The sequence below is a fragment of the Vibrio sp. J383 genome (assembly GCF_023503985.1).
In the GTDB taxonomy this organism is placed as follows: domain Bacteria; phylum Pseudomonadota; class Gammaproteobacteria; order Enterobacterales; family Vibrionaceae; genus Vibrio; species Vibrio splendidus.
Genome location: NZ_CP097293.1, coordinates 100,503 through 124,893, shown reverse-complemented (window position 1 = coordinate 124,893; position 24,391 = coordinate 100,503). Strand labels below are relative to the sequence as shown.

Here is a 24,391-nt window from a genome sequence, read left to right as displayed (position 1 = left end):
TTAGCTTCGACTTCGACCTAGATAGCGAGACTTACGCTTTACGCTCTAGGAATACACCGGCTTCCATGTGGTGCGTATAAGGGAACTGATCAAATAGAGCAAAACGAGTGATGTCGTGTGTTTCGCTTAGAATGTCTAGGTTCTCTTTCAATGTCTCAGGGTTACAAGAGATGTACATGATGCGCTCGTAGCCTTGAACCATCTTACAAGTATCAACGTCCATACCTGAACGCGGTGGATCAACAAAGATAGTGTTGCAGTTGTAGCTCTTCAGATCGATGTTTGCTTGTTGTAGGCGGCGGAATTCACGCTTACCTTCCATTGCTACGGTAAAATCTTCCGCAGACATACGGATAATCTGAACATTATCAATCTTGTTCGCCGCAATGTTGTATTGAGCAGACTCAACAGATGGCTTCGCTAGCTCAGTTGCAAGTACACGCTCAAAGTTTTGTGCCAGAGCTAATGAGAAGTTACCGTTGCCACAGTAAAGCTCTAATAAGTCCCCTTTGCTGTCTTGAGTGCAGTCGACAGCCCATTCCAGCATTTTCTCTGCTACTTTGCCGTTTGGTTGAGTAAAGCTGTTCTCTACTTGCTGGTATATATAGCTATCACCATTCACATCTAGCTTTTCAATTACGTAGTCGCGATCAAGGACGATTTTCATCTTACGCGCACGACCAATCAGGTTTAGGTTAAAACCTTCATCATTCAATTGCTGCTTCAGTGCTTTAGCATCTTGAATCCATTGCTCACCCAATTGACGGTGGTAAAGCAGTGATACCAAAATCTCACCACTCAACGTAGAAAGAAAATCTACTTGGAATAGCTTATGGCGTAGAGAGTGGTTGTCTTTCATTGCATCTGTTAGTAGAGGCATTAAGTCGTTGATAAGACGACTAGCCGCTGGGAACTGGTCTACACGGTATTTTTCTTTGGTCTCTTGATTGAACATGACGTAATACATATCGTCACCTTCATGCCACACGCGAAATTCAGCACGCATGCGGTAGTGTTGTTCTGGAGATTCATACACTTCCAACTCAGGCACATCGTATTGTGAGAACATTTCAGTAAGACGCTCAGTCTTTTCTGCTAGTTGTTCTTGGTAGCGTTGCGGGTTTACATCTAAATTCGCCATTGTTATGCCTTTTTGCTGTCGTGCTTTTAAATCAAGAGCGCAGATTTTATTCAATCACAGGCGCTTGTCCAGTGTTGAGAGCTATTCAATGTAAATCGAGCATGAAAACTATAGCTTATAACTATCTTAGACTAGACAAATGATTCATAGGTTAATACTATCTCCCGCAAGCTGGTGCCATTTGGATGTATAGATGGCTGAAGAGGGAATCTGGTGTAAATCCAGAACTGACGCGCAGCGGTAAGAGAGAACGAGTATTCAAAGACACTGCAAATAGCTTTTTGTGGGAAGTCGAATATGAGGTAAACCATAAGGTTGTGCTCTTGAGTCCGAATACCTGCCAGCGGCTAAGCCATACAATGTGGCTTGGTAGGACTTTACGCGATTTAGGATCACAACATGAACAAATCCCTTTTAGCGGTTGCTGTAGCATCGCTACTTTCACCTATCTCCAATTTACACGCACAAGAAGTATCTACTGACGAAACCATGGTGGTTACGGCTAACCGTTTTGAGCAGCCTTTAAGTGATGTTATTGCATCAACAACGGTTGTTTCTAAACAAGAAATCGAAGAAACCCAAGCTAAATCTCTAGTGGATGTATTGAAACGAGTGCCTGGCGTTGAAGTTTCTCAAAGTGGCGGACGTGGACATAGCGCATCTGTTTTTATGCGCGGCTATAATAGTGATCAAGTATTGTTTCTAGTTGATGGTGTCCGTATTGACTCTGCTGCTGGCGGTATTAATTTTAATCATATCCCAGTAGGCATTATTGAGAGAGTTGAAGTGATTCGTGGTTCTGGCGGAGCTCTTTATGGTTCTGATGCTGTAGCGGGTGTAATTAATGTTATTACAGCCTCTGGTAGTTCAACTGAATCGACAATGATTTCCGTTGGAGCTGGTAGCGACGCTCAAAAGGAAGCTAATTTTTCAACGACCCGTAATTTGTCTAATGGTGGAACATTAAAGCTCGCTGGTGGTTTTGATGAGACTGAAGGTTACGATATCAAAGATCCTGCTACTGGACTTAATTATGGGTATGAAAGCCAAAATCTTTTTGCATCGTATTCTCAACCTATTAATGAGGCCTTTTCAGGTAGTGCTTCAGTTCGCTGGTTCGATAGTTTAACTGAGTACGATTCTGGTGGTAAGAACTATGGCTACTCTGAGAATCTGAGTGTTACAGCTGCTCTTGATTATAAAGGTGATAACTTAAGCTCGACTCTTAGGGCTAATCAACAAGCGATCGAGAACCTAGACTATTCTCAAGCTCAGGGTAAAGATAATGCTGGTACTAAAAAGAAAATAGACCTAACGAACTTACAGTTCTTAAATCAGTATTACATCAACGAGAACGTTTCTGTTGGTGCTGGCGCAGATTGGCGTAGAGAAAAGCTTGATGATGATGCTTTGTCATATGGATCTCCTGATGCTCTAGCTGGTGAGTCTCGCGATACGACGGGTGTTTACGCTTCTTCTGAACTTAGATTTGGTGATGTTCAAATCGTAGGTAGTGTGCGTAACGATAAACACGATACATACGATAATCATACGACTTGGTCTTTAGGGACTCGCTATTACCTAACGGAGAAACACTCGTTAAGAGCTGCCGCAGGTACATCATTTAAAGCTCCGAGCTATTCTGATCTAACAACAAACTCAGACCTAAAGCCTGAAGAGGCCGAAAATCGCGAAATTGGATACACCGGTGAATTCGATTTATTCAAGCTGGATGTGACTGCATACGATAATGAAGTCGATAACTTAATTATTTGGTATGAAGGTAGCCCATTTTGGTATCCTCAAAACGTAGATGCAAAACTTAAAGGTTTAGAAATCACAGGTAATTTTGACACGTGGTTTATCCATCACACGGTTGTTGCTGAGTTTAAAGATCATAAAGACTCTGCGGGCAACAAATTAGCGAAGCGTGCTGATGAAAACTACAAGTGGTTGATGGATGCTTCATATGAAGATTTTGATGTGAACCTTACTTATACATACACGGGTGATAGAGCGGGTAATCCAAAAGAAACAACCGATCCAGATAATATTTTGCCATCAGTGAGCTTGTGGGATGTTTCTGTGGGGTATTGGATTTCCCCTGAGCTAGTTGTTCGTGGTCGAGTTGATAACTTAACTAACGAGAAATACCAAACAACGCTAGGATATAACGCTCCTGAACGCAGGTACTTTGCTAATCTAGCTTACCAATTCTAATTTACATCTAAACCGCCTTCGGGCGGTTTTTTCTTATTAGGTATATCAATGAAAAAGAAAGTCATCATAAGTTGGTCGTCAGGTAAAGACTCGACATTAACCCTGGAGCGTCTACTTGAAAGCTCCGAATATGAAGTTGTAGCTCTCTATACGACGTATGTTGGAGATGAAGTTCCTTTCCAAGTGACTCCGATTGATGTGGTTGCTATGCAAGCTAAGTTAGTCGGGTTGCCATTAGTTACGATTGAGCTTCCAGAAGTGTTCCCTAGTAATGAGATTTATCAAAGTACTATTGTCTCCGCACTTAAAGGTTCTGGCTTATCAATTGATGCGGTCGCGTTTGGAGACATGTTCTGTAATGGCATTGCCGATTACCGAAGAAGCTATATAGAACCAGCGGGTTGGGAGTGTGTGTTTCCCCTAATGGGAGAGAGCAGTCAGGTACTTGCGAGTGAAATAATAGACAGAGGAATCGAAACCTTTCTCGTCACAGTCGATAGCGATGCATTGGACATGAGCTATTGCGGGAAAGAATACACGCTTGGGCTAATAGACAGCTTACCGAGTCATGTCGATCCATGTGGCGAAGATGGCGAGTTCCATACCTTAGTGACGTCAGCGCCATGTTTTAGAGGTAAGCTCAAGATAGACCTAGAAAATGTAGAGCAAGGTGAGCGTTTTGTTCATCAACGTTATCAAGCTTGCATTATATAGAGTGAGGATTGGCGAACACTAAGCGAAGGAGTATCATTGCAGCGAAACTTATTATAGGTAATCGTTGTGTCGGATAGTCTACAAAAAAACATATTGGTCTTTGATTCTGGGGTGGGTGGTCTATCCGTATATAAAGAGATAAGCCAGTTACTACCGAATCATAACTATACTTATGTATTCGATAACGAGGCTTACCCATACGGTGAGCTCGACCAGCAAGTCCTTATCCACAGAGTTCAAAGCATCGTCACCAGTTTTGTGGCTAGCCACGCTATTGATATTGTGGTGATAGCCTGCAATACAGCAAGTACAATTGTGTTACCTACTCTTCGGGCTAATAACTCAATCCCAATTGTCGGGGTTGTTCCGGCAATCAAGCCTGCATCCCTACTTGCCAATAAAGCCGTTGGTCTTATTGCAACACCTGCAACGATTACTCGTGAATACACACACGAGCTCATCAAAAACTTCTCGAGTAATAAAAGAGTCGAGCTTTTAGGTTCTACTCGGCTGGTGGATATGGCCGAAGATAAACTCAGAGGTGAGGCGATTGACCTTGAAGAATTGCAGCAAATCCTTCAACCGATGATCAATACAATCGATGTGGCCGTTTTAGGATGCACACATTTCCCACTGATCAAATCAGAGATTCAACAAGTCTTAGGTAAGAGTGTTTTATTGGTTGATTCCGGTAAAGCGATTGCGAAGCGAGTTCAAGATTTATTGGATTTGGAAAGTGGTAATAAAGAAAGGGGAGTGCGCGAGGTTTTTTGTAGTGCACTTCCTAAGAAAGAAAGTGCACTAAATAGCATGTTAAAGCAGTTAGGATTTAGCTCAGTTCAGCTTCGTCCGTTTCTGGATGTTTAGGATCATTTGCAACTCGCACTTTTAAAGTTCGTTGCATGTAATCTTTATCGTTAAGTTCTGAAATAGCATGATTCACATCATTGCTAGCCATTACGACAAATCCAAAGCCTCTTCTTTTACCAGTACGTTTGTCTTTCATTAAGCGTACTGCAAATACTTCACCATACCCTGAGAATAATTCACGTACGTGTGATTCATTCGCTTTGTATGGAAGGTTACCTACATAAAGTGTTTTTGTTGATGCCTTAGGTTCTGAATCTGATTTTGAGTCGGTGCTTGAAAAGTTAACAACAAAAGCGGAAGCCAAGACACCAAGGATAAAGGTAATTGCAGGCGATATATCTACCTGAGAGAAAACAATGCCACCTAGAACAGCTAGTGCGACAATTAACAACATCGATTTTTTTGAGTTCATATCGGAATACTACATATTAATAAACGAAATAGACGCATCTACTCTTAACAAAATAGATACATGAATCTTACGTTCATGGTTTCCATTTTGCCAATGTATTGCTGTGATACGTCTCAAATGTTTAGTTTTTATTCGAAAAATGCGGATCTGGTGGCTTTTTAGGCGAACAAAACTTTTATTCAAAAAAGCCCTTGTGCTCTATGTCGATCTCTCTATAATGCCGCCTCACCGACACGGAGTGAGACGAAAGTCACACGGCGAAATCGGTAGAGAAAAAGGAGTTGAAAATAACCCTTGACTCTCTAAGTGGTGCAGGTATAGTACGCACCCCTAGCGACTGAGATGTGAATCACAAAACGCTAGCGCTCTTTAACAATTTAAACCTATCAATCTGTGTGGGCACTCGTTGATGAATATCAAAACGTTTTATCGTTAGATAAAACAGATTCTTCGGAATCAAAATTGATTTCAATGAACTGAGTGACCAATACAAAATTAAGTTTACTTAATTTTGGCACAGTCAATTCATTACCATTCTGTTGGAATGGTAATAGCTTTAGAATTACATGTTTCTGTTCTTTTTCGAAAGAGCGGTAAATATTAGTTTTGAAGTCAGTATTCGTTGAGTCACAAAATCTTAAATTGAAGAGTTTGATCATGGCTCAGATTGAACGCTGGCGGCAGGCCTAACACATGCAAGTCGAGCGGAAACGACATTATTGATTCTTCGGAGGATTTAATGGGCGTCGAGCGGCGGACGGGTGAGTAATGCCTAGGAAATTGCCTTGATGTGGGGGATAACCATTGGAAACGATGGCTAATACCGCATAATGCCTACGGGCCAAAGAGGGGGATCTTCGGACCTCTCGCGTCAAGATATGCCTAGGTGGGATTAGCTAGTTGGTGAGGTAATGGCTCACCAAGGCGACGATCCCTAGCTGGTCTGAGAGGATGATCAGCCACACTGGAACTGAGACACGGTCCAGACTCCTACGGGAGGCAGCAGTGGGGAATATTGCACAATGGGCGAAAGCCTGATGCAGCCATGCCGCGTGTATGAAGAAGGCCTTCGGGTTGTAAAGTACTTTCAGTTGTGAGGAAGGGGGTAACGTTAATAGCGTTATCTCTTGACGTTAGCAACAGAAGAAGCACCGGCTAACTCCGTGCCAGCAGCCGCGGTAATACGGAGGGTGCGAGCGTTAATCGGAATTACTGGGCGTAAAGCGCATGCAGGTGGTTCATTAAGTCAGATGTGAAAGCCCGGGGCTCAACCTCGGAACTGCATTTGAAACTGGTGAACTAGAGTGCTGTAGAGGGGGGTAGAATTTCAGGTGTAGCGGTGAAATGCGTAGAGATCTGAAGGAATACCAGTGGCGAAGGCGGCCCCCTGGACAGACACTGACACTCAGATGCGAAAGCGTGGGGAGCAAACAGGATTAGATACCCTGGTAGTCCACGCCGTAAACGATGTCTACTTGGAGGTTGTGGCCTTGAGCCGTGGCTTTCGGAGCTAACGCGTTAAGTAGACCGCCTGGGGAGTACGGTCGCAAGATTAAAACTCAAATGAATTGACGGGGGCCCGCACAAGCGGTGGAGCATGTGGTTTAATTCGATGCAACGCGAAGAACCTTACCTACTCTTGACATCCAGAGAAGCCAGCGGAGACGCAGGTGTGCCTTCGGGAGCTCTGAGACAGGTGCTGCATGGCTGTCGTCAGCTCGTGTTGTGAAATGTTGGGTTAAGTCCCGCAACGAGCGCAACCCTTATCCTTGTTTGCCAGCGAGTAATGTCGGGAACTCCAGGGAGACTGCCGGTGATAAACCGGAGGAAGGTGGGGACGACGTCAAGTCATCATGGCCCTTACGAGTAGGGCTACACACGTGCTACAATGGCGCATACAGAGGGCAGCAAGCTAGCGATAGTGAGCGAATCCCAAAAAGTGCGTCGTAGTCCGGATTGGAGTCTGCAACTCGACTCCATGAAGTCGGAATCGCTAGTAATCGTGAATCAGAATGTCACGGTGAATACGTTCCCGGGCCTTGTACACACCGCCCGTCACACCATGGGAGTGGGCTGCAAAAGAAGTGGGTAGTTTAACCTTTCGGGGAGGACGCTCACCACTTTGTGGTTCATGACTGGGGTGAAGTCGTAACAAGGTAGCCCTAGGGGAACCTGGGGCTGGATCACCTCCTTATACGAAGATACTTACGATGAGTGTCCACACAGATTGATGGTTTAGATTTAGTTAAAGCCAGAGCTTTAATTAATAACGTAAGTTATTGATTAAAGCTTTTTGCTTTATGCTCTTTAACAATTTGGAAAGCTGACTGATTGATTACTTACGAGTAATTCAATCAAATTTAAAAGTTCTCAATGTTTATCTTTCATTAGATAAACACAACAAACACATTCAAGTGTCTTGTATTCGAATCAAACTTTAGTTTGATTCACAATTGAGTCCGGCAAACAGTCATCAAGAATTAACCCTTCTTGATGACAACCAAAAACCTTGGTTAGTTGCCATACGCTAAGACCCTTTCGGGTTGTATGGTTAAGTGACTAAGCGTACACGGTGGATGCCTTGGCAGTCAGAGGCGATGAAAGGCGTAATAACTTGCGATAAGCCCAGATTAGGTAGTAATAACCTTTTGAGTCTGGGATTCCTGAATGGGGAAACCCACTTGCATAAGCAAGTATCCTGTTGTGAATACATAGCAACAGGAGGCAAACCGGGGGAACTGAAACATCTAAGTACCCCGAGGAAGAGAAATCAACCGAGATTCCGAAAGTAGCGGCGAGCGAAATTGGATTAGCCCTTAAGCTTTTAATGATGCAGGTGAAGAGTCTGGAAAGTCTCGCAATAAAGGGTGATAGCCCCGTAACCGACACATCATAATCAGTGAAATCGAGTAGGGCGGGACACGTGATATCCTGTCTGAATATGGGGGGACCATCCTCCAAGGCTAAATACTACTGACTGACCGATAGTGAACCAGTACCGTGAGGGAAAGGCGAAAAGAACCCCTGTGAGGGGAGTGAAATAGAACCTGAAACCGTGTACGTACAAGCAGTAGGAGCACCTTCGTGGTGTGACTGCGTACCTTTTGTATAATGGGTCAGCGACTTAATTTTAGTAGCAAGGTTAACCGTTTAGGGGAGCCGTAGGGAAACCGAGTCTTAACTGGGCGTACAGTTGCTAGGATTAGACCCGAAACCAGGTGATCTAGCCATGGGCAGGTTGAAGGTTGAGTAACATCAACTGGAGGACCGAACCGACTAATGTTGAAAAATTAGCGGATGACTTGTGGCTAGGGGTGAAAGGCCAATCAAACCTGGAGATAGCTGGTTCTCCCCGAAAGCTATTTAGGTAGCGCCTCGGACGAATACTACTGGGGGTAGAGCACTGTTAAGGCTAGGGGGTCATCCCGACTTACCAACCCTTTGCAAACTCCGAATACCAGTAAGTACTATCCGGGAGACACACGGCGGGTGCTAACGTCCGTCGTGGAGAGGGAAACAACCCAGACCGCCAGCTAAGGTCCCAAAGTATAGCTAAGTGGGAAACGATGTGGGAAGGCTCAGACAGCCAGGATGTTGGCTTAGAAGCAGCCATCATTTAAAGAAAGCGTAATAGCTCACTGGTCGAGTCGGCCTGCGCGGAAGATGTAACGGGGCTAAGCTATACACCGAAGCTGCGGCTACGTACCTTAGGGTATGTGGGGTAGGGGAGCGTTCTGTAAGCCGTTGAAGGTGGTCTGTAAGGGCTGCTGGAGGTATCAGAAGTGCGAATGCTGACATGAGTAACGATAAAGGGAGTGAAAAACTCCCTCGCCGGAAGACCAAGGGTTCCTGTCCAACGTTAATCGGGGCAGGGTAAGTCGACTCCTAAGGCGAGGCCGAAAGGCGTAGTCGATGGGAAACGGGTTAATATTCCCGTACTTCTTACAATTGCGATGGGGGGACGGAGAAGGCTAGGTGGGCCTGGCGACGGTTGTCCAGGTTCAAGTACGTAGGCGGAAAGTTTAGGTAAATCCGGACTTTCATTAACGCTGAGATACGATGTCGAGCTACTACGGTAGTGAAGTCATTGATGCCATGCTTCCAGGAAAAGCCTCTAAGCTTCAGATTGTAAGGAATCGTACCCCAAACCGACACAGGTGGTCGGGTAGAGAATACCAAGGCGCTTGAGAGAACTCGGGTGAAGGAACTAGGCAAAATGGTACCGTAACTTCGGGAGAAGGTACGCTCTTATCAGTGAAGTCCCTTGCGGATGGAGCAGACGAGAGTCGCAGATACCAGGTGGCTGCAACTGTTTATTAAAAACACAGCACTGTGCAAAATCGTAAGATGACGTATACGGTGTGACGCCTGCCCGGTGCCGGAAGGTTAATTGATGGGGTTAGACTTCGGTCGAAGCTCTTGATCGAAGCCCCGGTAAACGGCGGCCGTAACTATAACGGTCCTAAGGTAGCGAAATTCCTTGTCGGGTAAGTTCCGACCTGCACGAATGGCGTAATGATGGCCACGCTGTCTCCACCCGAGACTCAGTGAAATTGAAATCGCTGTGAAGATGCAGTGTACCCGCGGCTAGACGGAAAGACCCCGTGAACCTTTACTACAGCTTGGCACTGAACATTGAACCTACATGTGTAGGATAGGTGGGAGACTATGAAATTGCGTCGCTAGATGTGATGGAGTCGTCCTTGAAATACCACCCTTGTAGTTTTGATGTTCTAACGTTGGTCCCTGAATCGGGATTACGGACAGTGCCTGGTGGGTAGTTTGACTGGGGCGGTCTCCTCCCAAAGAGTAACGGAGGAGCACGAAGGTGGGCTAAACACGGTTGGACATCGTGTGGTTAGTGCAATGGCATAAGCCCGCTTGACTGCGAGAATGACAATTCGAGCAGGTGCGAAAGCAGGTCATAGTGATCCGGTGGTTCTGAATGGAAGGGCCATCGCTCAACGGATAAAAGGTACTCCGGGGATAACAGGCTGATACCGCCCAAGAGTTCATATCGACGGCGGTGTTTGGCACCTCGATGTCGGCTCATCACATCCTGGGGCTGAAGTCGGTCCCAAGGGTATGGCTGTTCGCCATTTAAAGTGGTACGCGAGCTGGGTTTAGAACGTCGTGAGACAGTTCGGTCCCTATCTGCCGTGGGCGTTGGAAAATTGAAAGGGGCTGCTCCTAGTACGAGAGGACCGGAGTGGACGAACCTCTGGTGTTCGGGTTGTCATGCCAATGGCATTGCCCGGTAGCTAAGTTCGGAATCGATAACCGCTGAAAGCATCTAAGCGGGAAGCGAGCCTTGAGATGAGTTTTCCCTGGCACTATAAGTGTCCTAAAGGGTTGTCGTAGACTACGACGTTGATAGGCAGGGTGTGTAAGTGCTGCGAGGCATTGAGCTAACCTGTACTAATTGCCCGTGAGGCTTAACCATACAACACCCAAGGGGTTTTGTGGACTCAGATGTACCAGACCTTGAATGCGTTTGAAGAGAAATACTTTTAGATAAGCTTTCCGAATTTTAAAATTTGCTTGGCGACCATAGCATTGTGGACCCACCTGATTCCATGCCGAACTCAGAAGTGAAACACAATAGCGCCGATGGTAGTGTGGGGCTTCCCCATGTGAGAGTAGGACATCGCCAGGCTTTAATTTCGACTTTGTCTATTTAATAGACAAGTCACCATAGAGTTCTAAGTTTCTTAGAGTTTTATGTTGACTTTCAAAGTGGAAAGCGTATTATACGCGTCCTGCTTAAGTGCTAAGGCACTGAAAGCGTTCTCTTTTTAGAGAACACGCTCTTTAACAATTTAAACCTATCAATCTGTGTGGGCACTCGTTGATGAATATCAAAACGTTATTACTTAGGTAGTAACAGTTACTTCGGTAACAAACTTGATTTCAATGAACTGAGTGACCAAGACGTTTAACTACTTGTAGTTATTCGGCACAGTCAATTCATTACCATTCTGTTGGAATGGTAATAGCTTTAGAATTACATGTTCATGTTTACATGAACATTAGTTTTGAAGTCAGTATTCGTTGAGTCACAAAATCTTAAATTGAAGAGTTTGATCATGGCTCAGATTGAACGCTGGCGGCAGGCCTAACACATGCAAGTCGAGCGGAAACGACATTATTGATTCTTCGGAGGATTTAATGGGCGTCGAGCGGCGGACGGGTGAGTAATGCCTAGGAAATTGCCTTGATGTGGGGGATAACCATTGGAAACGATGGCTAATACCGCATAATGCCTACGGGCCAAAGAGGGGGATCTTCGGACCTCTCGCGTCAAGATATGCCTAGGTGGGATTAGCTAGTTGGTGAGGTAATGGCTCACCAAGGCGACGATCCCTAGCTGGTCTGAGAGGATGATCAGCCACACTGGAACTGAGACACGGTCCAGACTCCTACGGGAGGCAGCAGTGGGGAATATTGCACAATGGGCGAAAGCCTGATGCAGCCATGCCGCGTGTATGAAGAAGGCCTTCGGGTTGTAAAGTACTTTCAGTTGTGAGGAAGGGTGTGTAGTTAATAGCTGCGCATCTTGACGTTAGCAACAGAAGAAGCACCGGCTAACTCCGTGCCAGCAGCCGCGGTAATACGGAGGGTGCGAGCGTTAATCGGAATTACTGGGCGTAAAGCGCATGCAGGTGGTTCATTAAGTCAGATGTGAAAGCCCGGGGCTCAACCTCGGAACTGCATTTGAAACTGGTGAACTAGAGTGCTGTAGAGGGGGGTAGAATTTCAGGTGTAGCGGTGAAATGCGTAGAGATCTGAAGGAATACCAGTGGCGAAGGCGGCCCCCTGGACAGACACTGACACTCAGATGCGAAAGCGTGGGGAGCAAACAGGATTAGATACCCTGGTAGTCCACGCCGTAAACGATGTCTACTTGGAGGTTGTGGCCTTGAGCCGTGGCTTTCGGAGCTAACGCGTTAAGTAGACCGCCTGGGGAGTACGGTCGCAAGATTAAAACTCAAATGAATTGACGGGGGCCCGCACAAGCGGTGGAGCATGTGGTTTAATTCGATGCAACGCGAAGAACCTTACCTACTCTTGACATCCAGAGAAGCCAGCGGAGACGCAGGTGTGCCTTCGGGAGCTCTGAGACAGGTGCTGCATGGCTGTCGTCAGCTCGTGTTGTGAAATGTTGGGTTAAGTCCCGCAACGAGCGCAACCCTTATCCTTGTTTGCCAGCGAGTAATGTCGGGAACTCCAGGGAGACTGCCGGTGATAAACCGGAGGAAGGTGGGGACGACGTCAAGTCATCATGGCCCTTACGAGTAGGGCTACACACGTGCTACAATGGCGCATACAGAGGGCAGCAAGCTAGCGATAGTGAGCGAATCCCAAAAAGTGCGTCGTAGTCCGGATTGGAGTCTGCAACTCGACTCCATGAAGTCGGAATCGCTAGTAATCGTGAATCAGAATGTCACGGTGAATACGTTCCCGGGCCTTGTACACACCGCCCGTCACACCATGGGAGTGGGCTGCAAAAGAAGTGGGTAGTTTAACCTTTCGGGGAGGACGCTCACCACTTTGTGGTTCATGACTGGGGTGAAGTCGTAACAAGGTAGCCCTAGGGGAACCTGGGGCTGGATCACCTCCTTATACGAAGATACTTACGATGAGTGTCCACACAGATTGATGGTTTAGATTTAGTTAAAGCCAGAGCTTTAATTAATAACGTAAGTTATTGATTAAAGCTTTTTGCTTTATGCTCTTTAATAATTTGGAAAGCTGACTGATTGATTACTTACGAGTAATTCAATCAAATTTAAAAGTTCTCAATGTTTATCTTTCATTAGATAAACACAACAAACACATTCAAGTGTCTTGTATTCGAATCAAACTTTAGTTTGATTCACAATTGAGTCCGGCAAACAGTTATCAGGAATTAACCCTTCTTGATGACAACCAAAAACCTTGGTTAGTTGCCATACGCTTATTTGTCTTCATTTTTTAAAGTGAAAGCAAATAGAAACCCTTTCGGGTTGTATGGTTAAGTGACTAAGCGTACACGGTGGATGCCTTGGCAGTCAGAGGCGATGAAAGGCGTAATAACTTGCGATAAGCCCAGATTAGGTAGTAATAACCTTTTGAGTCTGGGATTCCTGAATGGGGAAACCCACTTACATAAGTAAGTATCCTGTTGTGAATACATAGCAACAGGAGGCAAACCGGGGGAACTGAAACATCTAAGTACCCCGAGGAAGAGAAATCAACCGAGATTCCGAAAGTAGCGGCGAGCGAAATTGGATTAGCCCTTAAGCTTTTAATGAGACAGATGAAGGCTCTGGAAAGTGCCGCAATAAAGGGTGATAGCCCCGTAATCGACATCTCATAATCAGTGAAAACGAGTAGGGCGGGACACGTGATATCCTGTCTGAATATGGGGGGACCATCCTCCAAGGCTAAATACTACTGACTGACCGATAGTGAACCAGTACCGTGAGGGAAAGGCGAAAAGAACCCCTGTGAGGGGAGTGAAATAGAACCTGAAACCGTGTACGTACAAGCAGTAGGAGCACCTTCGTGGTGTGACTGCGTACCTTTTGTATAATGGGTCAGCGACTTAATTTTAGTAGCAAGGTTAACCGTTTAGGGGAGCCGTAGGGAAACCGAGTCTTAACTGGGCGTACAGTTGCTAGGATTAGACCCGAAACCAGGTGATCTAGCCATGGGCAGGTTGAAGGTTGAGTAACATCAACTGGAGGACCGAACCGACTAATGTTGAAAAATTAGCGGATGACTTGTGGCTAGGGGTGAAAGGCCAATCAAACCTGGAGATAGCTGGTTCTCCCCGAAAGCTATTTAGGTAGCGCCTCGGACGAATACTACTGGGGGTAGAGCACTGTTAAGGCTAGGGGGTCATCCCGACTTACCAACCCTTTGCAAACTCCGAATACCAGTAAGTACTATCCGGGAGACACACGGCGGGTGCTAACGTCCGTCGTGGAGAGGGAAACAACCCAGACCGCCAGCTAAGGTCCCAAAGTATAGCTAAGTGGGAAACGATGTGGGAAGGCTCAGACAGCCAGGATGTTGGCTTAGAAGCAGCCATCATTTAAAGAAAGCGTAATAGCTCACTGGTCGAGTCGGCCTGCGCGGAAGATGTAACGGGGCTAAGCTATACACCGAAGCTGCGGCTACGTACCTTAGGGTATGTGGGGTAGGGGAGCGTTCTGTAAGCCGTTGAAGGTGTGCTGTAAGGCATGCTGGAGGTATCAGAAGTGCGAATGCTGACATGAGTAACGATAAAGGGAGTGAAAAACTCCCTCGCCGGAAGACCAAGGGTTCCTGTCCAACGTTAATCGGGGCAGGGTAAGTCGACTCCTAAGGCGAGGCCGAAAGGCGTAGTCGATGGGAAACGGGTTAATATTCCCGTACTTCTTACAATTGCGATGGGGGGACGGAGAAGGCTAGGTGGGCCTGGCGACGGTTGTCCAGGTTCAAGTACGTAGGCGGAAAGTTTAGGTAAATCCGGACTTTCTTAACGCTGAGATACGATGTCGAGCTACTACGGTAGTGAAGTCATTGATGCCATGCTTCCAGGAAAAGCCTCTAAGCTTCAGATTGTAAGGAATCGTACCCCAAACCGACACAGGTGGTCGGGTAGAGAATACCAAGGCGCTTGAGAGAACTCGGGTGAAGGAACTAGGCAAAATGGTACCGTAACTTCGGGAGAAGGTACGCTCTTATCAGTGAAGTCCCTTGCGGATGGAGCAGACGAGAGTCGCAGATACCAGGTGGCTGCAACTGTTTATTAAAAACACAGCACTGTGCAAAATCGTAAGATGACGTATACGGTGTGACGCCTGCCCGGTGCCGGAAGGTTAATTGATGGGGTTAGTCTTCGGACGAAGCTCTTGATCGAAGCCCCGGTAAACGGCGGCCGTAACTATAACGGTCCTAAGGTAGCGAAATTCCTTGTCGGGTAAGTTCCGACCTGCACGAATGGCGTAATGATGGCCACGCTGTCTCCACCCGAGACTCAGTGAAATTGAAATCGCTGTGAAGATGCAGTGTACCCGCGGCTAGACGGAAAGACCCCGTGAACCTTTACTACAGCTTGGCACTGAACATTGAACCTACATGTGTAGGATAGGTGGGAGACTATGAAATTGCGTCGCTAGATGTGATGGAGTCGTCCTTGAAATACCACCCTTGTAGTTTTGATGTTCTAACGTTGGTCCCTGAATCGGGATTACGGACAGTGCCTGGTGGGTAGTTTGACTGGGGCGGTCTCCTCCCAAAGAGTAACGGAGGAGCACGAAGGTGGGCTAAACACGGTTGGACATCGTGTGGTTAGTGCAATGGCATAAGCCCGCTTGACTGCGAGAATGACAATTCGAGCAGGTGCGAAAGCAGGTCATAGTGATCCGGTGGTTCTGAATGGAAGGGCCATCGCTCAACGGATAAAAGGTACTCCGGGGATAACAGGCTGATACCGCCCAAGAGTTCATATCGACGGCGGTGTTTGGCACCTCGATGTCGGCTCATCACATCCTGGGGCTGAAGTCGGTCCCAAGGGTATGGCTGTTCGCCATTTAAAGTGGTACGCGAGCTGGGTTTAGAACGTCGTGAGACAGTTCGGTCCCTATCTGCCGTGGGCGTTGGAAAATTGAAAGGGGCTGCTCCTAGTACGAGAGGACCGGAGTGGACGAACCTCTGGTGTTCGGGTTGTCATGCCAATGGCATTGCCCGGTAGCTAAGTTCGGAATCGATAACCGCTGAAAGCATCTAAGCGGGAAGCGAGCCTTGAGATGAGTTTTCCCTGGCACTATAAGTGTCCTAAAGGGTTGTCGTAGACTACGACGTTGATAGGCAGGGTGTGTAAGTGCTGCGAGGCATTGAGCTAACCTGTACTAATTGCCCGTGAGGCTTAACCATACAACACCCAAGGGGTTTTGTGGACTCAGATGTACCAGACCTTGAATGCGTTTGAAGAGAAATACTTTTAGATAAGCTTTCCGAATTTTAAAATTTGCTTGGCGACCATAGCATTGTGGACCCACCTGATTCCATGCCGAACTCAGAAGTGAAACACAATAGCGCCGATGGTAGTGTGGGGCTTCCCCATGTGAGAGTAGGACATCGCCAGGCTTTAATTTCGACTTTGTCTATTTAATAGACAAGTCACCATAGAGTTCTAAGTTTCTTAGAGTTTTATGTTGACTTTCAAAGTGGAAAGCGTATTATACGCGTCCTGCTTAAGTGCTAAGGCACTGAAAGCGTTCTCTTTTTAGAGAACACGCTCTTTAACAATTTAAACCTATCAATCTGTGTGGGCACTCGTTGATGAATATCAAAACGTTTTATCGTTAGATAAAACAGATTCTTCGGAATCAAAATTGATTTCAATGAACTGAGTGACCAATACAAAATTAAGTTTACTTAATTTTGGCACAGTCAATTCATTACCATTCTGTTGGAATGGTAATAGCTTTAGAATTACATGTTCATTTTCGAATGAATATTAGTTTTGAAGTCAGTATTCGTTGAGTCACACCTATTAATTTAGGTAATCAAAACTTTAAATTGAAGAGTTTGATCATGGCTCAGATTGAACGCTGGCGGCAGGCCTAACACATGCAAGTCGAGCGGAAACGACACTAACAATCCTTCGGGTGCGTTAATGGGCGTCGAGCGGCGGACGGGTGAGTAATGCCTAGGAAATTGCCTTGATGTGGGGGATAACCATTGGAAACGATGGCTAATACCGCATAATGCCTACGGGCCAAAGAGGGGGATCTTCGGACCTCTCGCGTCAAGATATGCCTAGGTGGGATTAGCTAGTTGGTGAGGTAATGGCTCACCAAGGCGACGATCCCTAGCTGGTCTGAGAGGATGATCAGCCACACTGGAACTGAGACACGGTCCAGACTCCTACGGGAGGCAGCAGTGGGGAATATTGCACAATGGGCGAAAGCCTGATGCAGCCATGCCGCGTGTATGAAGAAGGCCTTCGGGTTGTAAAGTACTTTCAGTTGTGAGGAAGGGTGTGTAGTTAATAGCTGCGCATCTTGACGTTAGCAACAGAAGAAGCACCGGCTAACTCCGTGCCAGCAGCCGCGGTAATACGGAGGGTGCGAGCGTTAATCGGAATTACTGGGCGTAAAGCGCATGCAGGTGGTTCATTAAGTCAGATGTGAAAGCCCGGGGCTCAACCTCGGAACTGCATTTGAAACTGGTGAACTAGAGTGCTGTAGAGGGGGGTAGAATTTCAGGTGTAGCGGTGAAATGCGTAGAGATCTGAAGGAATACCAGTGGCGAAGGCGGCCCCCTGGACAGACACTGACACTCAGATGCGAAAGCGTGGGGAGCAAACAGGATTAGATACCCTGGTAGTCCACGCCGTAAACGATGTCTACTTGGAGGTTGTGGCCTTGAGCCGTGGCTTTCGGAGCTAACGCGTTAAGTAGACCGCCTGGGGAGTACGGTCGCAAGATTAAAACTCAAATGAATTGACGGGGGCCCGCACAAGCGGTGGAGCATGTGGTTTAATTCGATGCAACGCGAAGAACCTTACCTACTCTTGACATCCAGAGAAGCCAGCGGAGACGCAGGTGTGCCTTCGGGAGCTCTGAGACAGGTGCTGCATGGCTGTCGTCAGCTCGTGTTGTGAAATGTTGGGTTAAGTCCCGCAACGAGCGCAACCCTTATCCTTGTTTGCCAGCGAGTAATGTCGGGAACTCCAGGGAGACTGCCGGTGATAAACCGGAGGAAGGTGGGGACGACGTCAAGTCATCATGGCCCTTACGAGTAGGGCTACACACGTGCTACAATGGCGCATACAGAGGGCAGCAAGCTAGCGATAGTGAGCGAATCCCAAAAAGTGCGTCGTAGTCCGGATTGGAGTCTGCAACTCGACTCCATGAAGTCGGAATCGCTAGTAATCGTGAATCAGAATGTCACGGTGAATACGTTCCCGGGCCTTGTACACACCGCCCGTCACACCATGGGAGTGGGCTGCAAAAGAAGTGGGTAGTTTAACCTTTCGGGGAGGACGCTCACCACTTTGTGGTTCATGACTGGGGTGAAGTCGTAACAAGGTAGCCCTAGGGGAACCTGGGGCTGGATCACCTCCTTATACGAAGATACTTACGATGAGTGTCCACACAGATTGATTAGGTTTAGAAAGTAAAAGAGACGATATTGGGTCTGTAGCTCAGCTGGTTAGAGCGCTCGCCTGATAAGCGGGAGGTCGGTGGTTCGAGTCCACTCAGACCCACCAATATCGACTAGAAACAAAGATGGGGCTATAGCTCAGCTGGGAGAGCGCCTGCCTTGCACGCAGGAGGTCTGCGGTTCGATCCCGCATAGCTCCACCATCTTTAAGTGTTTTTGTTTGAAAATATTTAAAAATGGTTTCGAAAGAAATCTAGCTCTTTAACAATTTGGAAAGCTGACTGATTGATTACTTACGAGTAATTCAATCAAATTTAAAAGTTCTCAATGTTTATCTTTCATTAGATAAACACAACAAACACATTCAAGTGTCTTGTATTCGAATCAAACTTTAGTTTGATTCACAATTGAGTCCGGCAAACAGTCATCAAGAATTAACCCTTCTTGATGACAACCAAAAACCTTGGTTAGTTGCCATACGCTAAGACCCTTTCGGGTTGTATGGTTAAGTGACTAAGCGTACACGGTGGATGCCTTGGCAGTCAGAGGCGATGAAAGGCGTAATAACTTGCGATAAGCCCAGATTAGGTAGTAATAACCTTTTGAGTCTGGGATTCCTGAATGGGGAAACCCACTTGCATAAGCAAGTATCCTGTTGTGAATACATAGCAACAGGAGGCAAACCGGGGGAACTGAAACATCTAAGTACCCCGAGGAAGAGAAATCAACCGAGATTCCGAAAGTAGCGGCGAGCGAAATTGGATTAGCCCTTAAGCTTTTAATGAGATAGATGAAGGCTCTGGAAAGTGCCGCAACAAAGGGTGATAGCCCCGTAATCGACATCTCATAATCAGTGAAAACGAGTAGGGCGGGACACGTGATATCCTGTCTGAATATGGGGGGACCATCCTCCAAGGCTAAATACTACTGACTGACCGATAGTGAACCAGTACCGTGAGGGAAAGGCGAAAAGAACCCCTGTGAGGGGAGTGAAATAGAACCTGAAACCGTGTACGTACAAGCAGTAGGAGCACCTTCGTGGTGTGACTGCGTACCTTTTGTATAATGGGTCAGCGACTTAATTTTAGTAGCAAGGTTAACCGTTTAGGGGAGCCGTAGGGAAACCGAGTCTTAACTGGGCGTACAGTTGCTAGGATTAGACCCGAAACCAGGTGATCTAGCCATGGGCAGGTTGAAGGTTGAGTAACATCAACTGGAGGACCGAACCGACTAATGTTGAAAAATTAGCGGATGACTTGTGGCTAGGGGTGAAAGGCCAATCAAACCTGGAGATAGCTGGTTCTCCCCGAAAGCTATTTAGGTAGCGCCTCGGACGAATACTACTGGGGGTAGAGCACTGTTAAGGCTAGGGGGTCATCCCGACTTACCAACCCTTTGCAAACTCCGAATACCAGTAAGTACTATCCGGGAGACACACGGCGGGTGCTAACGTCCGTCGTGGAGAGGGAAACAACCCAGACCGCCAGCTAAGGTCCCAAAGTATAGCTAAGTGGGAAACGATGTGGGAAGGCTCAGACAGCCAGGATGTTGGCTTAGAAGCAGCCATCATTTAAAGAAAGCGTAATAGCTCACTGGTCGAGTCGGCCTGCGCGGAAGATGTAACGGGGCTAAGCTATACACCGAAGCTGCGGCTACGTACCTTAGGGTATGTGGGGTAGGGGAGCGTTCTGTAAGCCGTTGAAGGTGGTCTGTAAGGGCTGCTGGAGGTATCAGAAGTGCGAATGCTGACATGAGTAACGATAAAGGGAGTGAAAAACTCCCTCGCCGGAAGACCAAGGGTTCCTGTCCAACGTTAATCGGGGCAGGGTAAGTCGACTCCTAAGGCGAGGCCGAAAGGCGTAGTCGATGGGAAACGGGTTAATATTCCCGTACTTCTTACAATTGCGATGGGGGGACGGAGAAGGCTAGGTGGGCCTGGCGACGGTTGTCCAGGTTCAAGTACGTAGGCGGAAAGTTTAGGTAAATCCGGACTTTCATTAACGCTGAGATACGATGTCGAGCTACTACGGTAGTGAAGTCATTGATGCCATGCTTCCAGGAAAAGCCTCTAAGCTTCAGATTGTAAGGAATCGTACCCCAAACCGACACAGGTGGTCGGGTAGAGAATACCAAGGCGCTTGAGAGAACTCGGGTGAAGGAACTAGGCAAAATGGTACCGTAACTTCGGGAGAAGGTACGCTCTTATCAGTGAAGTCCCTTGCGGATGGAGCAGACGAGAGTCGCAGATACCAGGTGGCTGCAACTGTTTATTAAAAACACAGCACTGTGCAAAATCGTAAGATGACGTATACGGTGTGACGCCTGCCCGGTGCCGGAAGGTTAATTGATGGGGTTAGTCTTCGGACGAAGCTCTTGATCGAAGCCCCGGTAAACGGCGGCCGTAACTATAACGGTCCTAAGGTAGCGAAATTCCTTGTCGGGTAAGTTCCGACCTGCACGAATGGCGTAATGATGGCCACGCTGTCTCCACCCGAGACTCAGTGAAATTGAAATCGCTGTGAAGATGCAGTGTACCCGCGGCTAGACGGAAAGACCCCGTGAACCTTTACTACAGCTTGGCACTGAACATTGAACCTACATGTGTAGGATAGGTGGGAGACTATGAAATTGCGTCGCTAGATGTGATGGAGTCGTCCTTGAAATACCACCCTTGTAGTTTTGATGTTCTAACGTTGGTCCCTGAATCGGGATTACGGACAGTGCCTGGTGGGTAGTTTGACTGGGGCGGTCTCCTCCCAAAGAGTAACGGAGGAGCACGAAGGTGGGCTAAACACGGTTGGACATCGTGTGGTTAGTGCAATGGCATAAGCCCGCTTGACTGCGAGAATGACAATTCGAGCAGGTGCGAAAGCAGGTCATAGTGATCCGGTGGTTCTGAATGGAAGGGCCATCGCTCAACGGATAAAAGGTACTCCGGGGATAACAGGCTGATACCGCCCAAGAGTTCATATCGACGGCGGTGTTTGGCACCTCGATGTCGGCTCATCACATCCTGGGGCTGAAGTCGGTCCCAAGGGTATGGCTGTTCGCCATTTAAAGTGGTACGCGAGCTGGGTTTAGAACGTCGTGAGACAGTTCGGTCCCTATCTGCCGTGGGCGTTGGAAAATTGAAAGGGGCTGCTCCTAGTACGAGAGGACCGGAGTGGACGAACCTCTGGTGTTCGGGTTGTCATGCCAATGGCATTGCCCGGTAGCTAAGTTCGGAATCGATAACCGCTGAAAGCATCTAAGCGGGAAGCGAGCCTTGAGATGAGTTTTCCCTGGCACTATAAGTGTCCTAAAGGGTTGTCGTAGACTACGACGTTGATAGGCAGGGTGTGTAAGTGCTGCGAGGCATTGAGCTAACCTGTACTAATTGCCCGTGAGGCTTAACCATACAACACCCAAGGGGTTTTGTGGACTCAGATGTACCAGACCTTGAATGCGTTTGAAGAGAAATACTTTTAGATAAGCTTTCCGAATTTTAAAATTTGCTTGGCGACCATAGCATTGTGGACCCACCTGATTCCATGCCGAACTCAGAAGTGAAACACAATAGCGCCGATGGTAGTGTGGGGTTTCCCCATGTGAGAGTAGGACATCGCCAGGCTTTAATTTCGACTTTGTCTATTTAATAGACAAGTCACCATAGAGTTCTAAGTTTCTTAGAGTTTTATGTTGACTTTCAAAGTGGAAAGCGTATTATACGCGTCCTGCTTAAGTGCTAAGGCACTGAAAGCGTTCTCTTTTTAGAGAACACGCTCTTTAACAATTTAAACCTATCAATCTGTGTGGGCACTCGTTGATGAATATCAAAACGTTTTATCGTTAGATAAAACAGATTCTTCGGAATCAAAATTGATTTCAATGAACTGAGTGACCAATACAAAATTAAGTTTACTTAATTTTGGCACAGTCAATTCATTACCATTCTGTTGGAATGGTAATAGCTTTAGAATTACATGTTTCTGTTCTTTTTCGAAAGAGCGGTAAATATTAGTTTTGAAGTCAGTATTCGTTGAGTCACAAAATCTTAAATTGAAGAGTTTGATCATGGCTCAGATTGAACGCTGGCGGCAGGCCTAACACATGCAAGTCGAGCGGAAACGACATTATTGATTCTTCGGAGGATTTAATGGGCGTCGAGCGGCGGACGGGTGAGTAATGCCTAGGAAATTGCCTTGATGTGGGGGATAACCATTGGAAACGATGGCTAATACCGCATAATGCCTACGGGCCAAAGAGGGGGATCTTCGGACCTCTCGCGTCAAGATATGCCTAGGTGGGATTAGCTAGTTGGTGAGGTAATGGCTCACCAAGGCGACGATCCCTAGCTGGTCTGAGAGGATGATCAGCCACACTGGAACTGAGACACGGTCCAGACTCCTACGGGAGGCAGCAGTGGGGAATATTGCACAATGGGCGAAAGCCTGATGCAGCCATGCCGCGTGTATGAAGAAGGCCTTCGGGTTGTAAAGTACTTTCAGTTGTGAGGAAGGGTGTGTAGTTAATAGCTGCGCATCTTGACGTTAGCAACAGAAGAAGCACCGGCTAACTCCGTGCCAGCAGCCGCGGTAATACGGAGGGTGCGAGCGTTAATCGGAATTACTGGGCGTAAAGCGCATGCAGGTGGTTCATTAAGTCAGATGTGAAAGCCCGGGGCTCAACCTCGGAACTGCATTTGAAACTGGTGAACTAGAGTGCTGTAGAGGGGGGTAGAATTTCAGGTGTAGCGGTGAAATGCGTAGAGATCTGAAGGAATACCAGTGGCGAAGGCGGCCCCCTGGACAGACACTGACACTCAGATGCGAAAGCGTGGGGAGCAAACAGGATTAGATACCCTGGTAGTCCACGCCGTAAACGATGTCTACTTGGAGGTTGTGGCCTTGAGCCGTGGCTTTCGGAGCTAACGCGTTAAGTAGACCGCCTGGGGAGTACGGTCGCAAGATTAAAACTCAAATGAATTGACGGGGGCCCGCACAAGCGGTGGAGCATGTGGTTTAATTCGATGCAACGCGAAGAACCTTACCTACTCTTGACATCCAGAGAAGCCAGCGGAGACGCAGGTGTGCCTTCGGGAGCTCTGAGACAGGTGCTGCATGGCTGTCGTCAGCTCGTGTTGTGAAATGTTGGGTTAAGTCCCGCAACGAGCGCAACCCTTATCCTTGTTTGCCAGCGAGTAATGTCGGGAACTCCAGGGAGACTGCCGGTGATAAACCGGAGGAAGGTGGGGACGACGTCAAGTCATCATGGCCCTTACGAGTAGGGCTACACACGTGCTACAATGGCGCATACAGAGGGCAGCAAGCTAGCGATAGTGAGCGAATCCCAAAAAGTGCGTCGTAGTCCGGATTGGAGTCTGCAACTCGACTCCATGAAGTCGGAATCGCTAGTAATCGTGAATCAGAATGTCACGGTGAATACGTTCCCGGGCCTTGTACACACCGCCCGTCACACCATGGGAGTGGGCTGCAAAAGAAGTGGGTAGTTTAACCTTTCGGGGAGGACGCTCACCACTTTGTGGTTCATGACTGGGGTGAAGTCGTAACAAGGTAGCCCTAGGGGAACCTGGGGCTGGATCACCTCCTTATACGAAGATACTTACGATGAGTGTCCACACAGATTGATTAGGTTTAGAAAAGCAAAGAGATGAAGAACTCCCAAGTTCTTCGAAGTTTGTTTCTACTTTTTAAAGTGGAGATAAATTGCAGTGTCCCGTTCGTCTAGAGGCCTAGGACACCGCCCTTTCACGGCGGTAACAGGGGTTCGACTCCCCTACGGGATACCATTGGGTCGTTAGCTCAGTTGGTAGAGCAGTTGACTTTTAATCAATTGGTCGCAGGTTCGAATCCTGCACGACCCACCATTCTTTCTCCGCGAAGGAATTAAAA

5 protein-coding genes, 4 tRNA genes, 10 rRNA genes and 1 riboswitch are annotated in these 24,391 nt (G+C 47.3%); of the genes, 17 read left to right on the top strand and 2 right to left on the bottom strand.

Features of this window, described 5'->3' with window-relative positions:
• Positions 1-31 precede the first annotated feature (31 nt).
• On the bottom strand, positions 32-1,141 hold the full coding sequence (gene trmA, locus M4S28_RS00565; protein WP_004736694.1) for a tRNA (uridine(54)-C5)-methyltransferase TrmA: 1,110 nt from the start codon (positions 1,139-1,141) through the stop codon (positions 32-34).
• 155 nt (positions 1,142-1,296) lie between these two features.
• Positions 1,297-1,500, top strand: a riboswitch (cobalamin riboswitch).
• Positions 1,501-1,540: 40 nt separating this feature from the next.
• On the opposite strand from trmA, the gene M4S28_RS00560 reads away from it, so the two are divergent.
• The 3 genes from M4S28_RS00560 to murI are packed head-to-tail and all read left to right on the top strand — an operon-like array spanning position 1,541 to position 4,942.
• Positions 1,541-3,361: a TonB-dependent receptor domain-containing protein gene (locus tag M4S28_RS00560; protein ID WP_102444726.1), complete on the top strand. Its 1,821-nt coding sequence runs from the start codon at positions 1,541-1,543 to the stop codon at positions 3,359-3,361.
• A gap of 48 nt (positions 3,362-3,409) precedes the next feature.
• Positions 3,410-4,075 carry a Dph6-related ATP pyrophosphatase gene (locus M4S28_RS00555; RefSeq protein ID WP_102533702.1) on the top strand — a complete coding sequence of 222 codons (666 nt, stop codon included), beginning with the start codon at positions 3,410-3,412 and terminating at the stop codon, positions 4,073-4,075.
• A 60-nt stretch (positions 4,076-4,135) separates the two neighbouring features.
• A complete protein-coding gene (gene murI, locus M4S28_RS00550) occupies positions 4,136-4,942 on the top strand; it encodes a glutamate racemase (RefSeq protein ID WP_249632694.1) in 807 nt (268 codons plus the stop codon).
• Here the strand turns inward: murI and M4S28_RS00545 are convergent.
• The gene (locus tag M4S28_RS00545; protein ID WP_249632129.1) at positions 4,905-5,357 is read right to left on the bottom strand and encodes an RNA recognition motif domain-containing protein; all 453 of its coding nucleotides are present in this window, start codon (positions 5,355-5,357) and stop codon (positions 4,905-4,907) included. The genes murI and M4S28_RS00545 overlap by 38 nt on opposite strands.
• Positions 5,358-5,996: 639 nt before the next feature.
• Between M4S28_RS00545 and M4S28_RS00540 the strand changes: the two genes are divergently transcribed.
• The 14 genes from M4S28_RS00540 to M4S28_RS00475 all read left to right on the top strand — a co-directional run bounded on the left by M4S28_RS00540 (position 5,997) and on the right by M4S28_RS00475 (position 24,366).
• A 16S ribosomal RNA gene (locus M4S28_RS00540) occupies positions 5,997-7,551 on the top strand.
• Positions 7,552-7,906: 355 nt separating this feature from the next.
• A 23S ribosomal RNA gene (locus tag M4S28_RS00535) occupies positions 7,907-10,800 on the top strand.
• 97 nt (positions 10,801-10,897) lie between these two features.
• Positions 10,898-11,013 (top strand): 5S ribosomal RNA (gene rrf, locus M4S28_RS00530).
• Between the two features lie 412 nt (positions 11,014-11,425).
• A 16S ribosomal RNA gene (locus M4S28_RS00525) occupies positions 11,426-12,980 on the top strand.
• 389 nt (positions 12,981-13,369) lie between these two features.
• A 23S ribosomal RNA gene (locus M4S28_RS00520) occupies positions 13,370-16,262 on the top strand.
• Between the two features lie 97 nt (positions 16,263-16,359).
• Positions 16,360-16,475 (top strand): 5S ribosomal RNA (gene rrf / locus M4S28_RS00515).
• Positions 16,476-16,907: 432 nt separating this feature from the next.
• Positions 16,908-18,462 (top strand): 16S ribosomal RNA (locus M4S28_RS00510).
• A gap of 67 nt (positions 18,463-18,529) precedes the next feature.
• Positions 18,530-18,606: transfer RNA gene (locus M4S28_RS00505), tRNA-Ile, on the top strand.
• 21 nt (positions 18,607-18,627) lie between these two features.
• Positions 18,628-18,703, top strand: a tRNA-Ala gene (locus tag M4S28_RS00500).
• A 300-nt stretch (positions 18,704-19,003) separates the two neighbouring features.
• Positions 19,004-21,897: ribosomal RNA gene (locus M4S28_RS00495) — 23S ribosomal RNA — on the top strand.
• Positions 21,898-21,994: 97 nt separating this feature from the next.
• Positions 21,995-22,110: ribosomal RNA gene (gene rrf / locus M4S28_RS00490) — 5S ribosomal RNA — on the top strand.
• 425 nt (positions 22,111-22,535) lie between these two features.
• Positions 22,536-24,090 (top strand): 16S ribosomal RNA (locus M4S28_RS00485).
• The 16S, 23S and 5S rRNA genes sit together here with 4 tRNA genes alongside, the layout of an rRNA operon.
• Before the next feature lie 122 nt (positions 24,091-24,212).
• Positions 24,213-24,288 (top strand) — tRNA-Glu (locus M4S28_RS00480).
• 2 nt (positions 24,289-24,290) lie between these two features.
• Positions 24,291-24,366 (top strand) — tRNA-Lys (locus tag M4S28_RS00475).
• Positions 24,367-24,391 lie beyond the last annotated feature (25 nt).